This is a genomic window from Pseudomonas sp. Z5-35 (genome assembly GCF_051131945.1).
In the GTDB taxonomy this organism is placed as follows: domain Bacteria; phylum Pseudomonadota; class Gammaproteobacteria; order Pseudomonadales; family Pseudomonadaceae; genus Aquipseudomonas; species Aquipseudomonas marvdashtae.
Genome location: NZ_CP071640.1, coordinates 2,694,689 through 2,710,549 on the forward strand (window position 1 = coordinate 2,694,689; position 15,861 = coordinate 2,710,549).

Genomic DNA, 15,861 nt, shown 5'->3' on the forward strand with positions numbered 1-15,861 from the left:
CCTGGCCCGACACGGACCACCGACTTTCCTGAGTATCGCCATGAGCCTATCCCCAAGCGCGACAACACCGTGCGCTGTCATCGCTCCGTCCCTCGCGTCCAGCACCGCTAAAACCGCTACCCGTTTGCTTGCGATCGATGCCCTGCGGGGTTTCGTCATGTTGCTGATGCTGGTTGATCACGTACGCGAGACTTTCCTGCTGCACCGTCAAGTCACCGATCCCATCGATGCCTTGAGCGTGACCCCGGACCTGTTTTTCACGCGTTTGCTCAGCACGCTCTGTGCGCCGGTGTTCATCTTCCTCACCGGCTTGTCGGCCTGGCTCTACAGCCAGAAACACACGGCCAGTGAGACGTCGGTGTTCTTGCTCAAGCGCGGCCTGTTCCTGGTGTTCCTGGAACTGACCTTCGTGTGTTTCGCCTGGAATGCCGAGTTCCCGCCCAAGACCCTCTGGTTGCAGGTGATCTGGTGCATCGGTATCTGCATGATTGTCCTGGCGGCGCTGCTGCATCTCAAGCGCAGCTGGCTGATCGTGCTGGGCTTGGCCATCGTTGCCGGGCACAACCTGCTGGACGGCGTGGTGTTGGGGCCGGATTCGCCGTTTTTCGTGCCATGGTCGATCCTTCACCAGCGGGCATTCATCGACATCACTGAGTTCACCCGGGCTCGTACCACGTATCCGGTGCTGCCTTGGATCGGCGTGATTGTTCTGGGCTGGGCCATCGGGCCTTGGTTCGGCAAGGACATGGAACCCGCTGTCAGGTTGCGGCGGTTGTTCACGGTCGGCATCGGCCTGCTGGTCGCCTTCGTGCTGATTCGCTACCTCAATGTGTATGGCGACAAACCCTGGGTGCACACCGGTGACGCGCTGCGCACGTCCATGAGTTTTCTGAGCGCCACCAAGTACCCGCCATCGCTGATGTTCCTCCTGCCGACGCTCGGCGTGGGCTTGATCCTGCTGGCAGTCTTCGAGAAGGCCCAGGAGAAGGGCAGCATCGCGGTGCTGGCGGTCTATGGGGGCGCGCCGATGTTTTTCTATCTGCTGCACCTGTACGTGCTCAAGGCCATGTACCTGGTCGCCGTGATGATCTGGGGCACCAACCAGGGCGCCTACTTCGGCTTCGATCAGTTGCCGATGGTCTGGTTGTGGAGCGTGTTGCTGGGCGTCGCGCTGTTTTTTCCGACCCGTTGGTTTGCAGCCTTGAAGCAACGTCGTCGCGACATCGCCATCCTCAAGTACCTTTGAGTTAAAGGAGGGGGCGCAGGTACGGGGCCGAACGGAGCCATTAAAACGCCGTCATTTGGTCGGCGTTTTTACCTCGAATGCAAAAATGCGCTTCGGTCTGCTTATTTCCTTCTGTAAACTCCCCCCGCTGCGACAATCGGGCACGGCCACGCCGGGCCCGATCCAGACCGTTTTGCAGTGTCCCTCACCCAGCTGAAGCCAAGACCTACAAGAAGACAGCGCCGGAGAGACATAAATGTGAGGCCGATATTGCTCGGCCCTGTAGGTCCATCCTCCAGTCCATTCGATACCCGCCCGCTGGCTGTGCCGGCATGGGCGTGGTCATCCCTCGAACAGGATTGGAGGGCGGAATGGCGTTTTATCCTAGGGATACACACATGTTGAAGAAAACACATACGGCGCTGCTGGGCCTGGCGATGGCGATGGGTCTTGCGACCACGCACGCCGCCGAGCCGAAAAAAGTGGATGTCTTGCTCATTGGTGGCGGCATCATGAGTTCGACCCTCGGTGTCTGGCTCAACGAGCTGGAGCCGGGCTGGACCATGGAAATGGTCGAGCGCCTGGACGGTGTTGCCGAAGAGAGTTCCAACGGTTGGAACAATGCCGGTACCGGTCACTCCGCGCTGGCCGAGCTGAACTACACGCCGGAAGACAAGAACGGCAAGGTCGACATCTCCAAGGCTATCGAAATCAACGAAGCCTTCCAGATTTCCCGCCAGTTCTGGTCGTGGCAGGTCAAGAATGGCGTGCTGAAGGATCCGCGCTCGTTCATCAATTCCACGCCGCACATGAGCTTTTTGTGGGGCGACGAGAACATCGCGTTCCTGAAGAAGCGCTACGAAGCTCTCCAGGCCAGCCCGTTGTTCGCCGGCATGCAGTATTCCGAAGATCCTGCGCAGATCAGCAAGTGGGTTCCGCTGATGATGCAAGGACGTGACCCGAGCCAGAAAGTCGCGGCCACCTGGAGCCCGCTGGGCACGGACGTGAACTTCGGTGAAATCACGCGCCAGTTCGCCACCTACCTGCAAACCAAGCCGAACTTCTCGCTCAAGCTGTCCAGCGAAGTGGAAGACATCACCCGCAACGAAGACGGCACCTGGCGCGTTTCGTACAAGAACCTGAAGGACGGTACCGAAACCGAGACCGACGCCAAGTTCGTGTTCATCGGTGCTGGCGGCGGTGCGTTGCACCTGCTGCAGATGTCCGACATCCCCGAAGCCCGTGAATACGCTGGTTTCCCGGTGGGTGGTTCGTTCCTGGTGACCGAGAACCCGACCATCGCCCAGCTGCACTTGGCGAAGGCCTACGGCAAGGCTTCAGTTGGCGCGCCACCGATGTCGGTTCCGCATCTGGACACCCGCGTGCTCGATGGCAAGCGCGTCATTCTGTTTGGCCCGTTCGCCACGTTCTCCACCAAGTTCCTGAAGAACGGCTCGTACTTCGACTTGCTGACCAGCACCACGACCCACAACGTGTGGCCGATGACCAAGGTCGGTATCGAACAGTACCCGCTGGTGGAATACCTGGCCGGACAGCTGATGCTGTCGGACGAGGACCGTTTCAACGCGCTGAAGGAATACTTCCCGGAAGCCAAGCAGGAAGACTGGCGCCTGTGGCAAGCCGGCCAGCGTGTGCAGATCATCAAGCGTGACGAAGAGAAGGGCGGCGTGCTGAAACTCGGCACCGAAGTCGTTACATCCCAGGACGGCAGCATCGCCGGCCTGCTGGGTGCTTCGCCAGGCGCCTCGACCGCTGCGCCGATCATGCTGACCGTGCTTGAGAAGGTCTTCAAGGACAAGGTTGCGACCCCGGCCTGGCAGGAAAAACTGCGCCAGATCGTCCCGAGCTACGGCACCAAGCTCAACGAGAGCCCAGAGCGCGTAGCCCAGGAATGGGCCTACACCAGCGAAGTCCTGCAACTGACCCCGCCACCGGCTGTCGGCAAGGCAAACGCCGCGGCAGCACCGGCCAAACCGGCTGCTGACCGTGAGGCCAATCCAGCGGCTGACATGGCGCTGTAAACCGGACGCCGTCTGGTAAAAAGAAACGCCGCTCCTGGAGCGGCGTTTTTTTCGGCTATGATTTTTCGATCCCAGCCGAGGATCCTACCCATGACACGTCTCACCGCCAGGGACTTTGCTCCCGAACTGCTTGAACTCTACGACTTCTACGCCCATGGCCAGATTTCCCGGCGGGTCTTCCTCGAACGGGCCAGCCAATTCGCGGTGGGCGGGCTCACGGCGGGTGCGCTGTTGGCATCGTTGAGCCCCGATTATGCCCAGGCGATGCAGGTGAACTTCACCGACCCGGATATCCTGGCGCAGTACATCACCTATCCCTCGCCAAACGGCCACGGCCAGGTGCGTGCCTACTTGGTGCGGCCAGCCAAGGCCAGCGGAGCTACGCCCGGCGTGGTGGTGGCTCACGAAAACCGGGGGTTGAACCCATACATCGAAGACGTCGCCCGGCGCGTCGCCAAGGCCGGGTTCGTCGCGCTGGCACCCGATGGCCTGACATCGGTGGGCGGCTATCCGGGCAATGACGACAGGGGGCGCGAGCTGCAACAGCAAGTCGACCCGGAGAAACTGATGAACGATTTTTTCGCCGCGATCGAGTTTCTCGGCAAGCATGAGGCCGTGGGCGGGAAAAAAGTCGGCATCACCGGTTTCTGCTACGGCGGTGGGGTGGCCAACGCGGCCGCGGTGGCGTACCCGGAACTGGGCGCGGCGGTGCCGTTCTACGGACGCCAACCCAAACCCGAGGACGTGTCGCGGATCAAGGCGCCGCTATTGATCCACTACGCTGAACTCGACACGCGGATCAACGAAGGCTGGCCGGCCTATGAAGCGGCGCTCAAGGCCGGAAAGAAGGACTATCAGGCCTACATTTATCCAGGCGTCAATCATGGCTTTCACAACGACTCGACACCGCGTTATGACGAAGCGGCAGCTGATCTGGCGTGGTCGCGAACAATTGACTGGTTCAAGCGCTATCTCGCCTGAACGCCCGCCAACAAAACCCGCGCCATGGCGGTCTGCGTACTCGCTTCAATGATGGCTGTGTTCTGTCCCTGTGCCCGCCTCACCGGCGAAGAACTGCTGATAACGCTGATCAAAATCCTCCGCCAACTGCGCCAACGTAATGCTGCCCAGGCGCTTTAGCAGCAACGCCTGCGCCTCTTCGAACGCGTCCGTCAGCGCCGCGTTCACCGCCTGTTCCACCAGGCATTGCGGGTGATCGGTGGACAGGCCGATGGCGAAGATGGAGGTGCTGCCCAGCGCTTGGTGGATGTCGAGCAAGGTCATGTCCGACAAGGGCTTGGCCAGGCTCCAACCGCCGCGATGGCCTTTTTCCGACGTGACGTAACCCTGTTCCTTGAGCAGGGCCATGGTCCGGCGCACCACCACGGGATTGGTGCCAAGCATTTGCGCGAGGGTATCGGAGGTGGCGGATTGCTGATGCCGGTCCATATGGATCAGTACGTGCAGCATGCGGGAAAGACGCGTGTCGTTTCTCATGAAAATATCCGAAGGTAAAACCGTGTGGAGTATCGCCTGTAATCGCAAAAGTTACGAGACTATTGACAGTTGTTTTTCAAGAAACATACGATGTGTCGAGACTTTCCCACGCCCTCGTAAACATCTTGGAGAACGCTCATGGAATACGACGTCATCATTGCTGGCGGCAGCTATGCCGGAATGTCTGCAGGTCTTCAATTGGCCCGTGGCCGCCGCAAAGTGCTTGTCATCGACGCAGGCGAGCGACGTAACCGGTTTGCCGCGACATCCCACGGTTTTCTCGGACAGGACGGCCGGGCGCCCGATGACATTGCCGATGACGCCCGAACGCAGCTCCTGGCGTACCCGACGGTGAAATGGGTTTCAGACACCGCAACGCACGCTGCCAGGCAGGAGGAGGGCTTCATCGTCGAAACCACCCACGGGCAACGCTACAGCGCCCGTCGTCTGTTGCTCGCCACCGGGGTAATTGACGAACTGCCAGCGGTGCGGGGACTGGCGGAACGTTGGGGGCAAAGTGTCTTTCATTGCCCGTACTGCCATGGCTATGAGCTGGACCAGGGGCCGATTGGCTCCCTGGCGACCTCGCCGATGTCGCTTCACCATGCCTTGATGCTGCCAGACTGGGGGCCGACGACTTTTTTCACCAACGGCGTGTTCGAGCCGGATCCTGAGCAACTGGCGAGTCTTGGGCAGCGCGGTGTTACCGTGGTGGCGGAGCCTGTCGAGCGCATCGAAGGCGAACAGGCCAACGTTGTGTTGGCCAGCGGTCGTGTGATCGCCATCGCCGGTCTGTTTGTCCTGCCGCGCACCCGGGTCGCCAGCTCGATCGCGCAAACGTTGGGCTGTACGTTTGAGGACGGCCCACTCGGGGCTTTCATCCAGTGCGACCCGATGACGCGTGAAACCAGCCTGCCGGGGGTGTTTGCCTGTGGGGATGCGGCGATGCCGTTCGGCTCGGTCGCGCTGGCCGTGGGCGATGGGGTGAGGGCGGGTTCGGGGGTGCATCGGTCGCTGATTTTCCAAACCCACCCTTGAGACTCATACCTGTACAGCCCCGGTCAGCACGGCGAAGGCGAGCATCACCAGGCTGACGCCCCAAGCCCAGAAAAAGGTATAGGCCATGTGCTTGCGCAGTTCGACACCGCTGAGGGCCAGGGCCAGGTAGACGCTGGGCACGACCGGACTGATGGAAAAACCGGTGTTCTCGCCGATCAGCATGGCTCGGGCCACCGCTTCGAGAGGAACACCGGCGGCAGCCGCTACGTCCTTGATCACCGGTAGCAAGGCGAAATAGTAAGCGTCCGGCGAAAAAATCATGCCCAGCGGGACGCCGAAGAACCCGACAATCACGTGCAGGTACTGGGCGGATCCGGCGGGCAGGATGTCGATCAGTGCCAGGGCCATGCCGTCGGACATTTTCGCGCCGGAGAGCACGCCCAACAGCACGGCGGCGGCCATCATCACCAAGACCATTTGCAGTGCATCGGAGGCGTGGGCCTTGAGGCGTTCGGCCTGGGCGTCCAGGGACGGGAAGTTCAAGGGCAGGGCGATGCCCAGCCCGACCATGAAACAGGCATACAAGGGAAAAATACCGGTGAACAGGCACGCGAGGATCACGCCAGTCAGGGCGACGTTCAGCCAGTAGCGCAGCTCGCGGGGCGACAGGCTGAAATCGCGTTGTTGAGTCTGCAGGTTGTCGATGTCACACGTCGCCGCCGCGCCTAGGGACATCGGTTGGCGACGCTGGGCGCGCGTTCCGAGGATGGTCGCCACCCCGAGCATGCACGCCAGGCCCACCATCTGTACCGGCAGCAAGCCCAGCCATAGCTCGGTGGCGTCGAGCCCCGACACCGCGGCGGCGCGGGCGGTCGTTCCGCCCCAGGGAACCATATTGACGACCCCAGCAGTAGTGCCGACCAGGCACAACAGCATCGTCGAACTCATGTTCAAGCGTTTGTACAAGGGCAGCAGTGCCGGGATGGTCAGCAGGAACGTCGCGGCGCCAACGCCATCGAGGTGCACCACCGAGGTCACCAACACCGTCACCAAGGCCACCGCCAGCGGCTTGCCGCCGGTGCTGCGGATCAGCAGGTTGACCAACGGATCGAACAATCCCCGATCACGCATGATGCCGAAGAACAGGATCGCAAACAGAAACAGCGCGGCGGTCGGAGCCACGGTGAGCAAGCCGGCCTTGATGAATTCGCCGATCTGCCCGAGGTTGAAACCGGCCAGCAGGCAAGCGACCACGGGGAGGGTGGTGAACGCCACCACCGGACTGATCCTGCGCAACAGTATCAATCCGATAATGACCAGCATCATCAGGAAACCCAGGGTTGTAATCATGTTGCAGCCTCTCTTTTTTATTGTTGTCGATGGATCGGGCAGCGCGTCGATCAGTCCTGCGGTCCCGGCAAGCGCAAGGCGAGCAGTAGATAGCTCAGGCTTTTGCCGTGGCGATCAAGACCGCAACTGCGATTCACACCACCTTCCAAGGCGTCTTCGAGCACGAAATTCAGGGCCTCCAGGTTCGGCAGCTCGTAGCGATGCACCTTCGACGGCTGGCGCGTCGCGAATTGCTCGGCCACGCGCTCGCAGGTCAGTTCGCGTAGCAACCATGAATAGTGGGCCGGGTCGTGGGGGAAAACCGCGATGCTGAGGATGTTGCCTTTGTCGCCGGCACGGGCGTGGGCGAAATCGGCGAGGGTCACCAGGTTCATCAGTACCACTCCAGGGTTGTGTGGATTTCATCGCGCGGCAACAGGAAGCTGCGGGTTGTGACGGCCTCGACCAGATGTCGCCGGACGCCACCGCCACCCGCCGGTCCGTTGGTGTAGAGCGATTCCACTTCGGCCAGCAGGGCGTCGAGCAGCGAACGGTCGGTGTGGGTCAGGCCGATGCGCACGCGCACATCTTCCAGCGCGGGCGCCTGGGCCAGTTGTTTTTGCAGGTAACGGCCGCCCTGGTCGTTGAACAGACTGGCCACGCCCGACAGGTCAATCCAGGGTTGCACCCCAGGCGCCAACCGGTCGAAACGTTGCAGCAGAATCTCTCGAGCCAGTGCGGCGCGGGCCATGGCGCCGGGGCCTGCATAGGAAATTTCTGCCTCGCCGAACCAGAGCCCACGTTCGCCAGCCAGCCCTTTGAGCGTGTCGGGACGGGGATGGCCGAGCAGGCCGCTGACCTCGACACGGTCCTCACCCAAGTCATGGACGCGAGCCTGGCCCAGGTCCAGCACTACGTCGGGCGTCAGATAGCGTCGCGGGTCGTGCACTTCGTACAGCAGCTGTTCCTTGACGGTCTGTTCGCTGACTCTGCCGCCGCAGTCGCGCGTCTTTCCAATAACCAAGCGTCCATCCGCGTGGATTTCGGCAATCGGACATCCCAGGTTGGCCGGGTCGGGAATCTCTTTCACGCCGGGGTGGGCAAAATAACCACCGGTGACCTGGGTGCAGCACTCCAGCAAGTGTCCCGCCGTGGTGGCGACAGCCATCTTCTGCCAATCATCGGCGGCCCAGCCCAATCCGTGGCGGATCGCCCCCACGGCCAGTGACGGATCGGCGACGCGGCCACAGAGCACGATGCCGGCGCCGTCGGTGAGCGCCTGAACGATACCGTCGGCACCGGTGTAGACGTTTACCGAAACCGGTTGCTCACCCGCGCACGATGGCAGCCATTGCGAATAACGAGGGGGCGTTTCTTCAAGCAAGTCGTCACCCAACACACAAGCGATCTTCAGGTCAGGGAAGCGTCCCGCCAGCCCGTCACGCAGTCGTTGCGCCGCCGCCCTGGGGTTCGCTGCGCCGCCATTGGTGATAATCGCAATGCCGGCCTCGACGCACAGGTCCAGCATGGGCTCGAGGAAATCGAACAGGCGAGGGGAGTATCCAGCCTGGGGATCCAGGCGCTTGCGCAACTGCGCTTCGGCCAACGTCCGCTCTGCCAACAGCTCAAGCATGATGTAGCGCTGACCGCTGCGTTGTGCCAAGTCTTGAGCCAGGCGCAGGGCGGCGTCAGGCCGGTCATTAGCGAAACCGGCCCCGCACCCGACGAGAATTGTTTTTGTCATGTCCGTTTTCCACTGAAGGGTGACCCATAGTGGACAGGCTGGATTGTTCTGTGAATTTTAAAGGTAGAATCAATTGATCCATTAATTCTATGAGTGGCCATGAACGTTTCTTTTCGACAGCTGCGTGCCTTCATCCTGATCGCCGAGACTTCAAGCTTCACCCGCACGGCAGAACAACTGCACCTGTCCCAGCCGGCGCTGAGCTACAACATTCGCAAGTTGGAAGAGAGCATGGGATTGCAGTTGCTGGCACGTAACACCCGCAGCGTCGAACTGACGCCGGCCGGTGAACATTTCCTGCCCCAGGCCAGGCGCATGCTGCGGGATATGGACGATGCCGTGCGCGACGCCCGCGACACCCTCAATCTCAGCCGCGGCACGCTCCGTTTGGCGGCGCTGCCCACGGCGGCCGCGTCATTCCTGCCCACCGTCATCGCCGCTTTCCAGCGTGAGCACCCTGGCGTGACCGTGAGTCTGCTCGACGGTCGCGCCGGGGAAATCATGGGCTGGGTGCAACGAGGCGAGGTGGAGGCGGGCATCACTTCGCTGCCTGACGATCTGTCCGGGCTGAGCTTCGTGCGCCTGTTGGATGACAACCTGGTATTGCTGAGCCACGCCGACCATTTGCGTGACGGCGAGGACGCCTGGAAGCGCCGGTCCTACATTGCCCTGACTGCGGACACCAGCATCCGGCCCCTGGCTGATGCTGCGTTGCGCTATCTGAACGTTGATCCGATACCGGCCTGGGAGGTGGCGCACATGAGCACGGCCACCGCCCTGGTGCGCGAAGGGCTGGGATTTTCCCTGTTGCCGGCCAGTTGCACCGCGGTCTTCAACATTGGTGAGCAGTGTGCGGTCACGGCCATCGACCAGCCTGCAAGACGCTCAATCGGCCTGCTGCAACGCAAGCCCGTGGCTCAATCACCTTCGCTGACCCAGTTCATGAGCCATGTCCGGCAGACCTTGCGACAGGACCTGAAAGGTTATTGAGTACCGAACATGGCCGTCCAGTAGATGCCCGCGTCACTTTTAGGGTCCACCGCATAACCGGCGCCCAATTCGCGAAATTGCGGGTTCATCAAGTTGGCGCAATGCCCCGGACTCGCCAGCCAGCCGTCCACCACCTTCAGCGCTGTGTCCTGCCCGGCGGCAATGTTTTCGCCGATAGCCTGTCCCAGGTAGCCGGCTAATTCGGCGCGATCGCCAGGCATGCGTCCGTCACGATCCTTGTGGTCGAAGAAGTTGTTGTTCGCCATCGCGCGGGTGTGGGTCACGGCGGCCAGGGCCAGGGTGCCGTTCCAGGCCAAAGGGGTGGTGGCCGCGAAAGCCGCGGTGCCACAACGGCGAGGTTGCGCGCGGGCGCTGTTGATGAGCTTGAGCAGCTTCTGGCCTTCGGCCTGCCAATCGCCGAGGCGCGCCGACAATAGCGGCCGGGCCAGTACGATGCGCCATTCACGGTCGAGGCGGCTGACGCCGATGTCGACGAATTGTGGGTCCAGCACGACCTGGCAGAAACTCTCCTGCACAGCCTTCATTGCCCCTTGCGCGTCCCGAGGCCCGGACAGGCTGATGGCCTGCACGTTGACCATTGGATACGCCGCCCGCGCCAAGGCCTGCTGCAGGTCACCGATCCCGTTGGCCGATAGAATCAGTCGCGAATCCATCGCCAGCGGCGGCAGTTCCAGGGACGCCTGGCCCGCGCAGCTTTGGGATTGGCTGCGGTAAAGGTTGATGGACTCGACCAGTTGCGTCTCTTCGGTGGCCAGCGCGGTGCTGGCAAACGCCACGCCCAGCGACAGCACGGCAAGACGCACGATGGAAAAAATGGCACGCATGTAAATCTCCCTTGAGCGGACGGCGCCTATGATGCGCAATTTTTGCCCCGCTGGGGCAACGGTATTCACGCTCTCTTGAAATCCCATGGAACGGCGCCGTTTGGTACCGTTCGGGACAATCCTCAATAGTGGGATCAATTTTCAAGCGAATAGGTCCATTTTTTGACCGCATAAGCACTGTCGCCCAGTTCTTCGGCGGGGTCTTGGGCCCGTTCGAAGGCCCAGGCTCGCCACATCCTGTCACGCAAGTGCGTTCGCCAGATTGCCGCTGAATCTGCGTTCATGCCCAGTGTCGAAACTGTGAGCCGGCAATGAAGCCGGCGCACCAACAGAACAGAACCCCGGTCATGCAAGAGAAAAGCTACGAACTTCTGGAAGTCGCCAATGGCAAGCCCATCAAGCTCTGGACCCAGGGCGTGCCGGTGGAAGCCGAAGCCCGGCAGCAGTTGATGAACACGGCGAAGTTGCCGTTTATCTTCAAACACTTGGCGGTGATGCCCGACGTGCATCTGGGCAAGGGCTCGACCATCGGCAGCGTGATCCCGACCGTCGGGGCGATCATTCCTGCGGCGGTGGGCGTGGACATCGGTTGCGGCATGATCGCTGCCCGTACCTCGCTTGACGCCGCCGACTTGCCGGACAATCTCCGGGGCCTGCGCAGCGCCATTGAAAAAGCCGTCCCCCATGGCCGCAGCCTCAGCCACGGCGGGCGCGACAAGGGTGCCTGGAACAGCGTCCCAACGGAGGCTGACCAGGCGTGGGCCGCGCTGGCCGTACGGTTCAAGGCGATTACCGACAAATACCCCAAGCTCACCCGGACCAATAACCGCCAGCACCTCGGCACCCTGGGCAGCGGCAATCACTTCATCGAAGTGTGCCTGGATGAGGCCAATCGGGTCTGGTTCATGCTGCACAGTGGTTCCCGAGGCGTGGGCAATGCCATCGGCAATCTGTTCATCCAGCTCGCCCAGGCTGACATGCGCCAGCACCTGGCCAATCTGCCGGACCGTGACTTGGCCTATTTTGAAGAAGGCAGCAAGCATTTCGGCGACTATGTCGAAGCGGTGGGCTGGGCCCAGGATTTTGCCCGGCAGAATCGGACATTGATGATGGAGGCGGTGATACGCGCCGCTCGGCAGGTCATCAGCAAACCGTTCGAGGTCGCCCTGGAAGCCGTGAATTGCCATCACAACTACGTGCAGAAAGAGCGACACTTCGGGCAAGACGTGCTGGTGACGCGCAAAGGCGCGGTGTCGGCGAGAAAAGGTGAGTTGGGCATCATTCCCGGCTCGATGGGCGCCAGGAGCTTCATCGTGCGTGGCTTGGGTAACGAGCAATCGTTTTGCTCTTGCAGCCACGGTGCCGGTCGGGTCATGAGTCGGACCGAGGCAAAAAGACGCTTCACCGTCGAGGATCAGGTCCGCGCCACCTCGCATGTCGAATGCCGGAAAGATGCTGCCGTGGTTGATGAGATTCCCATGGCGTACAAAGACATAGACAAGGTAATGCATGCACAACGTGAACTTGTCGAAGTGCTGCATACCCTGCGCCAAGTGGTGTGCGTCAAAGGTTGACGGAGCTCGTCATGGCCGTCAGCACGACGGATTGAAACACGCTCCGCAAAACCCGTGGCGAGGGACCACAGACCTTTTTTCATTCGCCGACGCGTTGATGCTTCTTCAACCGGTAAGCGAATTGCGCCCGGCTCAGCCCCAGCGCCCTGGATGCAGCCGCCAGGTTGCCGCTGTTCATGTGCAAGGCTTCGTTGATCAAGCGTGACTCCAGGCCGTCAATGGAAAAATCTGCGTCCAACTGACTAAGGGACTTGAGCAACGGCGTCTTTGCCGTGCCCTCGCTCGTCGTGGCGCCCAAGGGTGACAAGCCGCCGTGGTCGTCGACCGAGTACGCGTCCACAGGCAGTCGTTCATCGCGAAACAGATGCACCAGGTCGATGGCCTGGCCTTCTTCGCTGGCAATCAGGCCGCGTTCGATGAGGTTCTGCAATTCCCGCACATTGCCGGGAAAGTCATAGCGCAGCAGAACCTTCAAGGCCCGCATGGTCAGGCCCATCGGCGTGCGGCCGTATTCCAGGCAAAAGCGTTTGAGAAACGCATTGATCAACAGCGGTATGTCATCGCGGCGCTCGCGCAAGGGCGGAAGGGCGATGGGGTAGACGTTGAGCCGGTAGAACAAGTCTTCACGGAACTCGCCTTGCTCGACGGCTTTGCGCAGATCGATGTTCGTCGCCGCCACCACCCGCACATCGACCTTGATGCCATGGCCGCCACCGATCCGTTCGATTTCCCGTTCCTGCAAGGCGCGCAACAGCTTGCCTTGGCCGGCCAGGCTGAGGCAGGTGATTTCGTCGAGGAACAACGTGCCGCCATGGGCTCGCTCGAAACGGCCAGGGCGTGAATGGGTCGCGCCGGTGTAGGCGCCGCGCTCGACGCCGAACAACTCGGCCTCGATCAGGTTATCCGGTATGGCCGCGCAGTTGAGCGCGATGAAAGGCCCTTCGCAGCGACGGCTCAATTGGTGCAACTGCCGAGCAAACAACTCCTTGCCTACGCCAGACTCGCCGGTGACCAACACGGTGGCGGGCGTCAGGGCGACCCGTTGCAACGCCAGTGTCGCCGCGTTGAACGCCGCACTGGCGCCGATCAAGGGTTGCTCGCTGCCCGGCAGCGGGTCACTGGCGGCAATCGGGTTTGGCCTGGCGCCGGACGGCGCGGCCGCCGCTGGTGGTAATGCATTGAGGTAGCTCAGGTCGCGCTCGATGTCGCCCCATTGCTCGGCGGTCTTGCCGACGACACGGCAGCGCTCGTGTCCCATGCCCCGACACTCCACTTCGCGAAACACCACCAATTGCCCGAACAAGCCGCTGACGAAGCCGATGGCATAGCCCAGCTCGGTCCAGCACACCGGATCCTGCCCGGTGCCATAGGCGGCGACATGCTCGTCGGCTTCGCAGGAGTGATGCCAGAGGAATTCCCCTTCGTAGAAACCCGAATCCGCGTCGAACTTGAAGTGCAGTGGCTCGACCTTGGTCATGCCTTCGAGGGTATGCAGGTGCGTGCCTGCGCGAAACACCGCCGCGGCATCGGCGCGGGGCCAGCGCTCGCGAATCAGCCGCGCGTCCCGGGCGCCGGAGGAATAGCCGGTGCGGGTGAGCATGCCTCGGGCCTGTTCGAGTCCTTGGCGCTCGATGATTTCCCGGCGCAATGCGCCGAAGGATGAGCTGTGCAGCAGCAACATGCGTTGGTCGTTGAGCCAGATTCGCCCATCGTCAGGCGAAAAAAACAGGCAGTCCGTCAGTTCTGCCGGGGTGGGTGAGCTGCTGTCGGTCAGTTCCTTGCTGTCGCCCCGCGGACGAAAAGGCTCGGTAGCAATGCGGTCCGGCAGCGGACAGTGGGGATTATTCATTGTTATGCCCCTGGTGGCGGTAGTCGAAATGAGCACCTGACGAGATAGTTATTAAGCATAACTTTATCAAATGAACAAGTGGCGAACGGCCAGTGGTGGGTTCGCCGGACGCGGCGTAGCCACTGTGTCAGGGGCAGAGCGTTGATCCAGGGCCCTGCGCGATGTTTCTGCAGGCCGGCGGGCGAAACCGGCACACGGCTTGCTCAAGCACTCCTACGGCGTTTGCGCCAGCGTCGGCAAGGCGCGGCAAACGATGACAACAACAAAGAGCCGGGAGCTTTAAATGTCTGCATCCGAAAACCACCTGCTGTCCCAGGTGATCGCGTCCCAGTGTGTATTCAACGGTGATTGGGTGCCTGCCTCTGGCCCGCTGCTGTCGATCATCGAGCCCGCGACCGGCGAGGTGCTGATGCGCAGCGCCACGGCCGACGCGGCCGATATCGCCAAAGCCTGCCGCGACGCAGCGCTGGCACAACCGGCCTGGGCGGCCCTTGGCCCGCGGGACCGCGCGGCGATCTTGCGCAAAGCCGCCGATGTGGCTGAACAATCTTTTGCCGAGCTGGCGCTTTACGTCGCCCGGGAAACCGGCGCGGCGCTGTTCAAGGGGCAGCACGAGGTGCGTGAAGCTATCGTGCTGCTCCATCAGGCCGCGGGCATGCTGTCCCAGGCCCACGGGGTGGTGCTGCCCAGCGAAGCGGGGCGCTTGTCTTATGCGCGGCGCCTGCCCCACGGTGTGGTCGGGGTGATCTCGCCCTTCAATTTCCCCTTGGTGTTGTCGATGCGCTCCGTGGCACCGGCGCTGGCGGCGGGCAACGCCGTGGTGCTCAAGCCCGATCCGCAAACGCCGGTCAGTGGCGGCTTTCTCATCGCGCGTCTGTTCGAAGCAGCGGGGTTGCCCAAGGGCTTGTTGCAAGTATTGCCCGGCGCGGCGGACGCCGGTGAAGCGCTGTGCCGCGACCCCAACGTGAAGATGATCGCTTTCACCGGGTCCACCGGTGCCGGTCGCAAAGTGGCCGAAGTGGCCGGGCGCAACCTGAAGAAGGTCGCGCTGGAGTTGGGTGGCAAGAACCCGCTGATTATTCTCGAGGACGCGGACCTGGACCTCGCCGCCAACAATGCCGCCTGGGGCGCTTGGCTGCACCAGGGGCAAATCTGCATGGCGACCGGCTTGATCCTCGTCCATGAGTCGATCGCCCAGGCCCTGATCCGCAAACTGGTGGACAAGGCTCGCGCCTTGACCGTGGGCAACGCTGCCCTTGAGCAAGCGGCGCTCGGGCCGTTGATCAATGGGCGGCAGTTGTTGCGCGTGCACGACATCGTCAGCGACAGCGTGCGCGCCGGGGCAACGCTGGAAACAGGCGGTGAATACAAGCGGTTGTTCTATCAACCGACCGTGCTCAGCGGCGTGAAGCCGGGCATGCGCGCCTTCGAGGAAGAAGTCTTCGGCCCGGTGGCGACGGTAGTCAGTTTTTCCAGCGACGAGGAAGCCATCGAAATGGCCAACCGCAGCGAGTACGGCCTGTCGGCTGCGGTCATCTCGCCCTCGGTGGGCCGGGCCATGGCCATCGGTGAGCGGTTGCAGTGCGGCATGTTGCACATCAATGACCAGACCGTCGCCGACGAGTGCGTCAATCCGTTCGGCGGCCGAGGCGCGTCGGGCAATGGCGGTAGCGTCGGCGGCCCGGCGGACTGGGACGAATACACCCAATGGCAGTGGGTGACCGTCAAGGACAAGGCGCCGCTTTACCCGTTCTGACGGGCTGGTTT

General features: G+C 62.1%; 13 protein-coding genes. 7 read left to right on the forward strand and 6 right to left on the reverse strand.

Annotated elements, in window-relative coordinates; translation table 11 throughout:
- Positions 1-40 precede the first annotated feature (40 nt).
- The 3 genes from J3P95_RS12470 (at position 41) to yghX (ending at position 4,248) form a co-directional block, all read left to right on the forward strand.
- On the forward strand, positions 41-1,246 hold the full coding sequence (locus J3P95_RS12470; protein ID WP_434576966.1) for a DUF1624 domain-containing protein: 1,206 nt from the start codon (positions 41-43) through the stop codon (positions 1,244-1,246).
- 377 nt (positions 1,247-1,623) lie between these two features.
- On the forward strand, positions 1,624-3,267 hold the full coding sequence (gene mqo, locus J3P95_RS12475) for a malate dehydrogenase (quinone) (protein ID WP_434576964.1): 1,644 nt from the start codon (positions 1,624-1,626) through the stop codon (positions 3,265-3,267).
- Positions 3,268-3,357: 90 nt separating this feature from the next.
- Positions 3,358-4,248, forward strand: a complete 891-nt coding sequence (gene yghX / locus J3P95_RS12480; protein WP_434576962.1) for a YghX family hydrolase — start codon at positions 3,358-3,360, stop codon at positions 4,246-4,248.
- Positions 4,249-4,293: 45 nt separating this feature from the next.
- Here the strand turns inward: yghX and J3P95_RS12485 are convergent, their stop codons facing one another.
- Entirely contained in the window at positions 4,294-4,764 is a 471-nt protein-coding gene (locus J3P95_RS12485) for an Rrf2 family transcriptional regulator (protein WP_434563510.1), read from the reverse strand.
- A gap of 138 nt (positions 4,765-4,902) precedes the next feature.
- On the opposite strand from J3P95_RS12485, the gene J3P95_RS12490 reads away from it, so the two are divergent.
- Positions 4,903-5,802, forward strand: a complete 900-nt coding sequence (locus J3P95_RS12490; protein WP_434576959.1) for an NAD(P)/FAD-dependent oxidoreductase — start codon at positions 4,903-4,905, stop codon at positions 5,800-5,802.
- A 3-nt stretch (positions 5,803-5,805) separates the two neighbouring features.
- On the opposite strand, the gene J3P95_RS12495 is transcribed toward J3P95_RS12490, so the two are convergent.
- The 3 genes from J3P95_RS12495 to J3P95_RS12505 are packed head-to-tail and all read right to left on the reverse strand — an operon-like array spanning position 5,806 to position 8,836.
- Positions 5,806-7,113 carry a CitMHS family transporter gene (locus tag J3P95_RS12495; protein ID WP_434563514.1) on the reverse strand — a complete coding sequence of 436 codons (1,308 nt, stop codon included), beginning with the start codon at positions 7,111-7,113 and terminating at the stop codon, positions 5,806-5,808.
- Between the two features lie 50 nt (positions 7,114-7,163).
- Positions 7,164-7,487: an AtuA-related protein gene (locus J3P95_RS12500; RefSeq protein WP_434563516.1), complete on the reverse strand. Its 324-nt coding sequence runs from the start codon at positions 7,485-7,487 to the stop codon at positions 7,164-7,166.
- On the reverse strand, positions 7,487-8,836 hold the full coding sequence (locus J3P95_RS12505) for an acyclic terpene utilization AtuA family protein (RefSeq protein WP_434576956.1): 1,350 nt from the start codon (positions 8,834-8,836) through the stop codon (positions 7,487-7,489). The genes J3P95_RS12500 and J3P95_RS12505 overlap by 1 nt, the downstream gene beginning before the upstream one ends.
- A gap of 99 nt (positions 8,837-8,935) precedes the next feature.
- On the opposite strand from J3P95_RS12505, the gene J3P95_RS12510 reads away from it, so the two are divergent.
- On the forward strand, positions 8,936-9,826 hold the full coding sequence (locus J3P95_RS12510) for a LysR family transcriptional regulator (RefSeq protein ID WP_434576954.1): 891 nt from the start codon (positions 8,936-8,938) through the stop codon (positions 9,824-9,826).
- Here the strand turns inward: J3P95_RS12510 and J3P95_RS12515 are convergent.
- Positions 9,820-10,671: a CAP domain-containing protein gene (locus J3P95_RS12515; RefSeq protein ID WP_434563522.1), complete on the reverse strand. Its 852-nt coding sequence runs from the start codon at positions 10,669-10,671 to the stop codon at positions 9,820-9,822. The two genes, J3P95_RS12510 and J3P95_RS12515, sit on opposite strands and share 7 nt — an antisense overlap.
- A gap of 347 nt (positions 10,672-11,018) precedes the next feature.
- On the opposite strand from J3P95_RS12515, the gene J3P95_RS12520 reads away from it, so the two are divergent.
- Positions 11,019-12,245, forward strand: coding sequence for an RtcB family protein (locus J3P95_RS12520; RefSeq protein WP_434576952.1), 1,227 nt, complete (start codon positions 11,019-11,021; stop codon positions 12,243-12,245).
- 79 nt (positions 12,246-12,324) lie between these two features.
- Here the strand turns inward: J3P95_RS12520 and J3P95_RS12525 are convergent, their stop codons facing one another.
- The gene (locus J3P95_RS12525) at positions 12,325-14,094 is read right to left on the reverse strand and encodes a sigma 54-interacting transcriptional regulator (protein ID WP_434563526.1); all 1,770 of its coding nucleotides are present in this window, start codon (positions 14,092-14,094) and stop codon (positions 12,325-12,327) included.
- A 283-nt stretch (positions 14,095-14,377) separates the two neighbouring features.
- Here J3P95_RS12525 and J3P95_RS12530 point away from each other — a divergent pair, with 283 nt between their 5' ends.
- The gene (locus J3P95_RS12530; protein ID WP_434576950.1) at positions 14,378-15,850 is read left to right on the forward strand and encodes a benzaldehyde dehydrogenase; all 1,473 of its coding nucleotides are present in this window, start codon (positions 14,378-14,380) and stop codon (positions 15,848-15,850) included.
- The last annotated feature ends 11 nt before the right edge of the window (positions 15,851-15,861 follow it).

What these genes read in the sequence shown, in the direction of transcription:
- J3P95_RS12505 (WP_434576956.1), bottom strand. Translation starts at nt 8,836, where the DNA reads ATGACAAAAACAATTCTCGTCGGGTGCGGGGCCGGTTTCGCTAATGAC.
- J3P95_RS12470 (WP_434576966.1), top strand. Translation starts at nt 41, where the DNA reads ATGAGCCTATCCCCAAGCGCGACAACACCGTGCGCTGTCATCGCTCCG.
- mqo (WP_434576964.1), top strand. Translation starts at nt 1,624, where the DNA reads ATGTTGAAGAAAACACATACGGCGCTGCTGGGCCTGGCGATGGCGATG.
- J3P95_RS12490 (WP_434576959.1), top strand. Translation starts at nt 4,903, where the DNA reads ATGGAATACGACGTCATCATTGCTGGCGGCAGCTATGCCGGAATGTCT.
- J3P95_RS12525 (WP_434563526.1), bottom strand. Translation starts at nt 14,094, where the DNA reads ATGAATAATCCCCACTGTCCGCTGCCGGACCGCATTGCTACCGAGCCT.
- J3P95_RS12515 (WP_434563522.1), bottom strand. Translation starts at nt 10,671, where the DNA reads ATGCGTGCCATTTTTTCCATCGTGCGTCTTGCCGTGCTGTCGCTGGGC.
- yghX (WP_434576962.1), top strand. Translation starts at nt 3,358, where the DNA reads ATGACACGTCTCACCGCCAGGGACTTTGCTCCCGAACTGCTTGAACTC.
- J3P95_RS12500 (WP_434563516.1), bottom strand. Translation starts at nt 7,487, where the DNA reads ATGAACCTGGTGACCCTCGCCGATTTCGCCCACGCCCGTGCCGGCGAC.
- J3P95_RS12530 (WP_434576950.1), top strand. Translation starts at nt 14,378, where the DNA reads ATGTCTGCATCCGAAAACCACCTGCTGTCCCAGGTGATCGCGTCCCAG.
- J3P95_RS12520 (WP_434576952.1), top strand. Translation starts at nt 11,019, where the DNA reads ATGCAAGAGAAAAGCTACGAACTTCTGGAAGTCGCCAATGGCAAGCCC.
- J3P95_RS12495 (WP_434563514.1), bottom strand. Translation starts at nt 7,113, where the DNA reads ATGATTACAACCCTGGGTTTCCTGATGATGCTGGTCATTATCGGATTG.
- J3P95_RS12485 (WP_434563510.1), bottom strand. Translation starts at nt 4,764, where the DNA reads ATGAGAAACGACACGCGTCTTTCCCGCATGCTGCACGTACTGATCCAT.
- J3P95_RS12510 (WP_434576954.1), top strand. Translation starts at nt 8,936, where the DNA reads ATGAACGTTTCTTTTCGACAGCTGCGTGCCTTCATCCTGATCGCCGAG.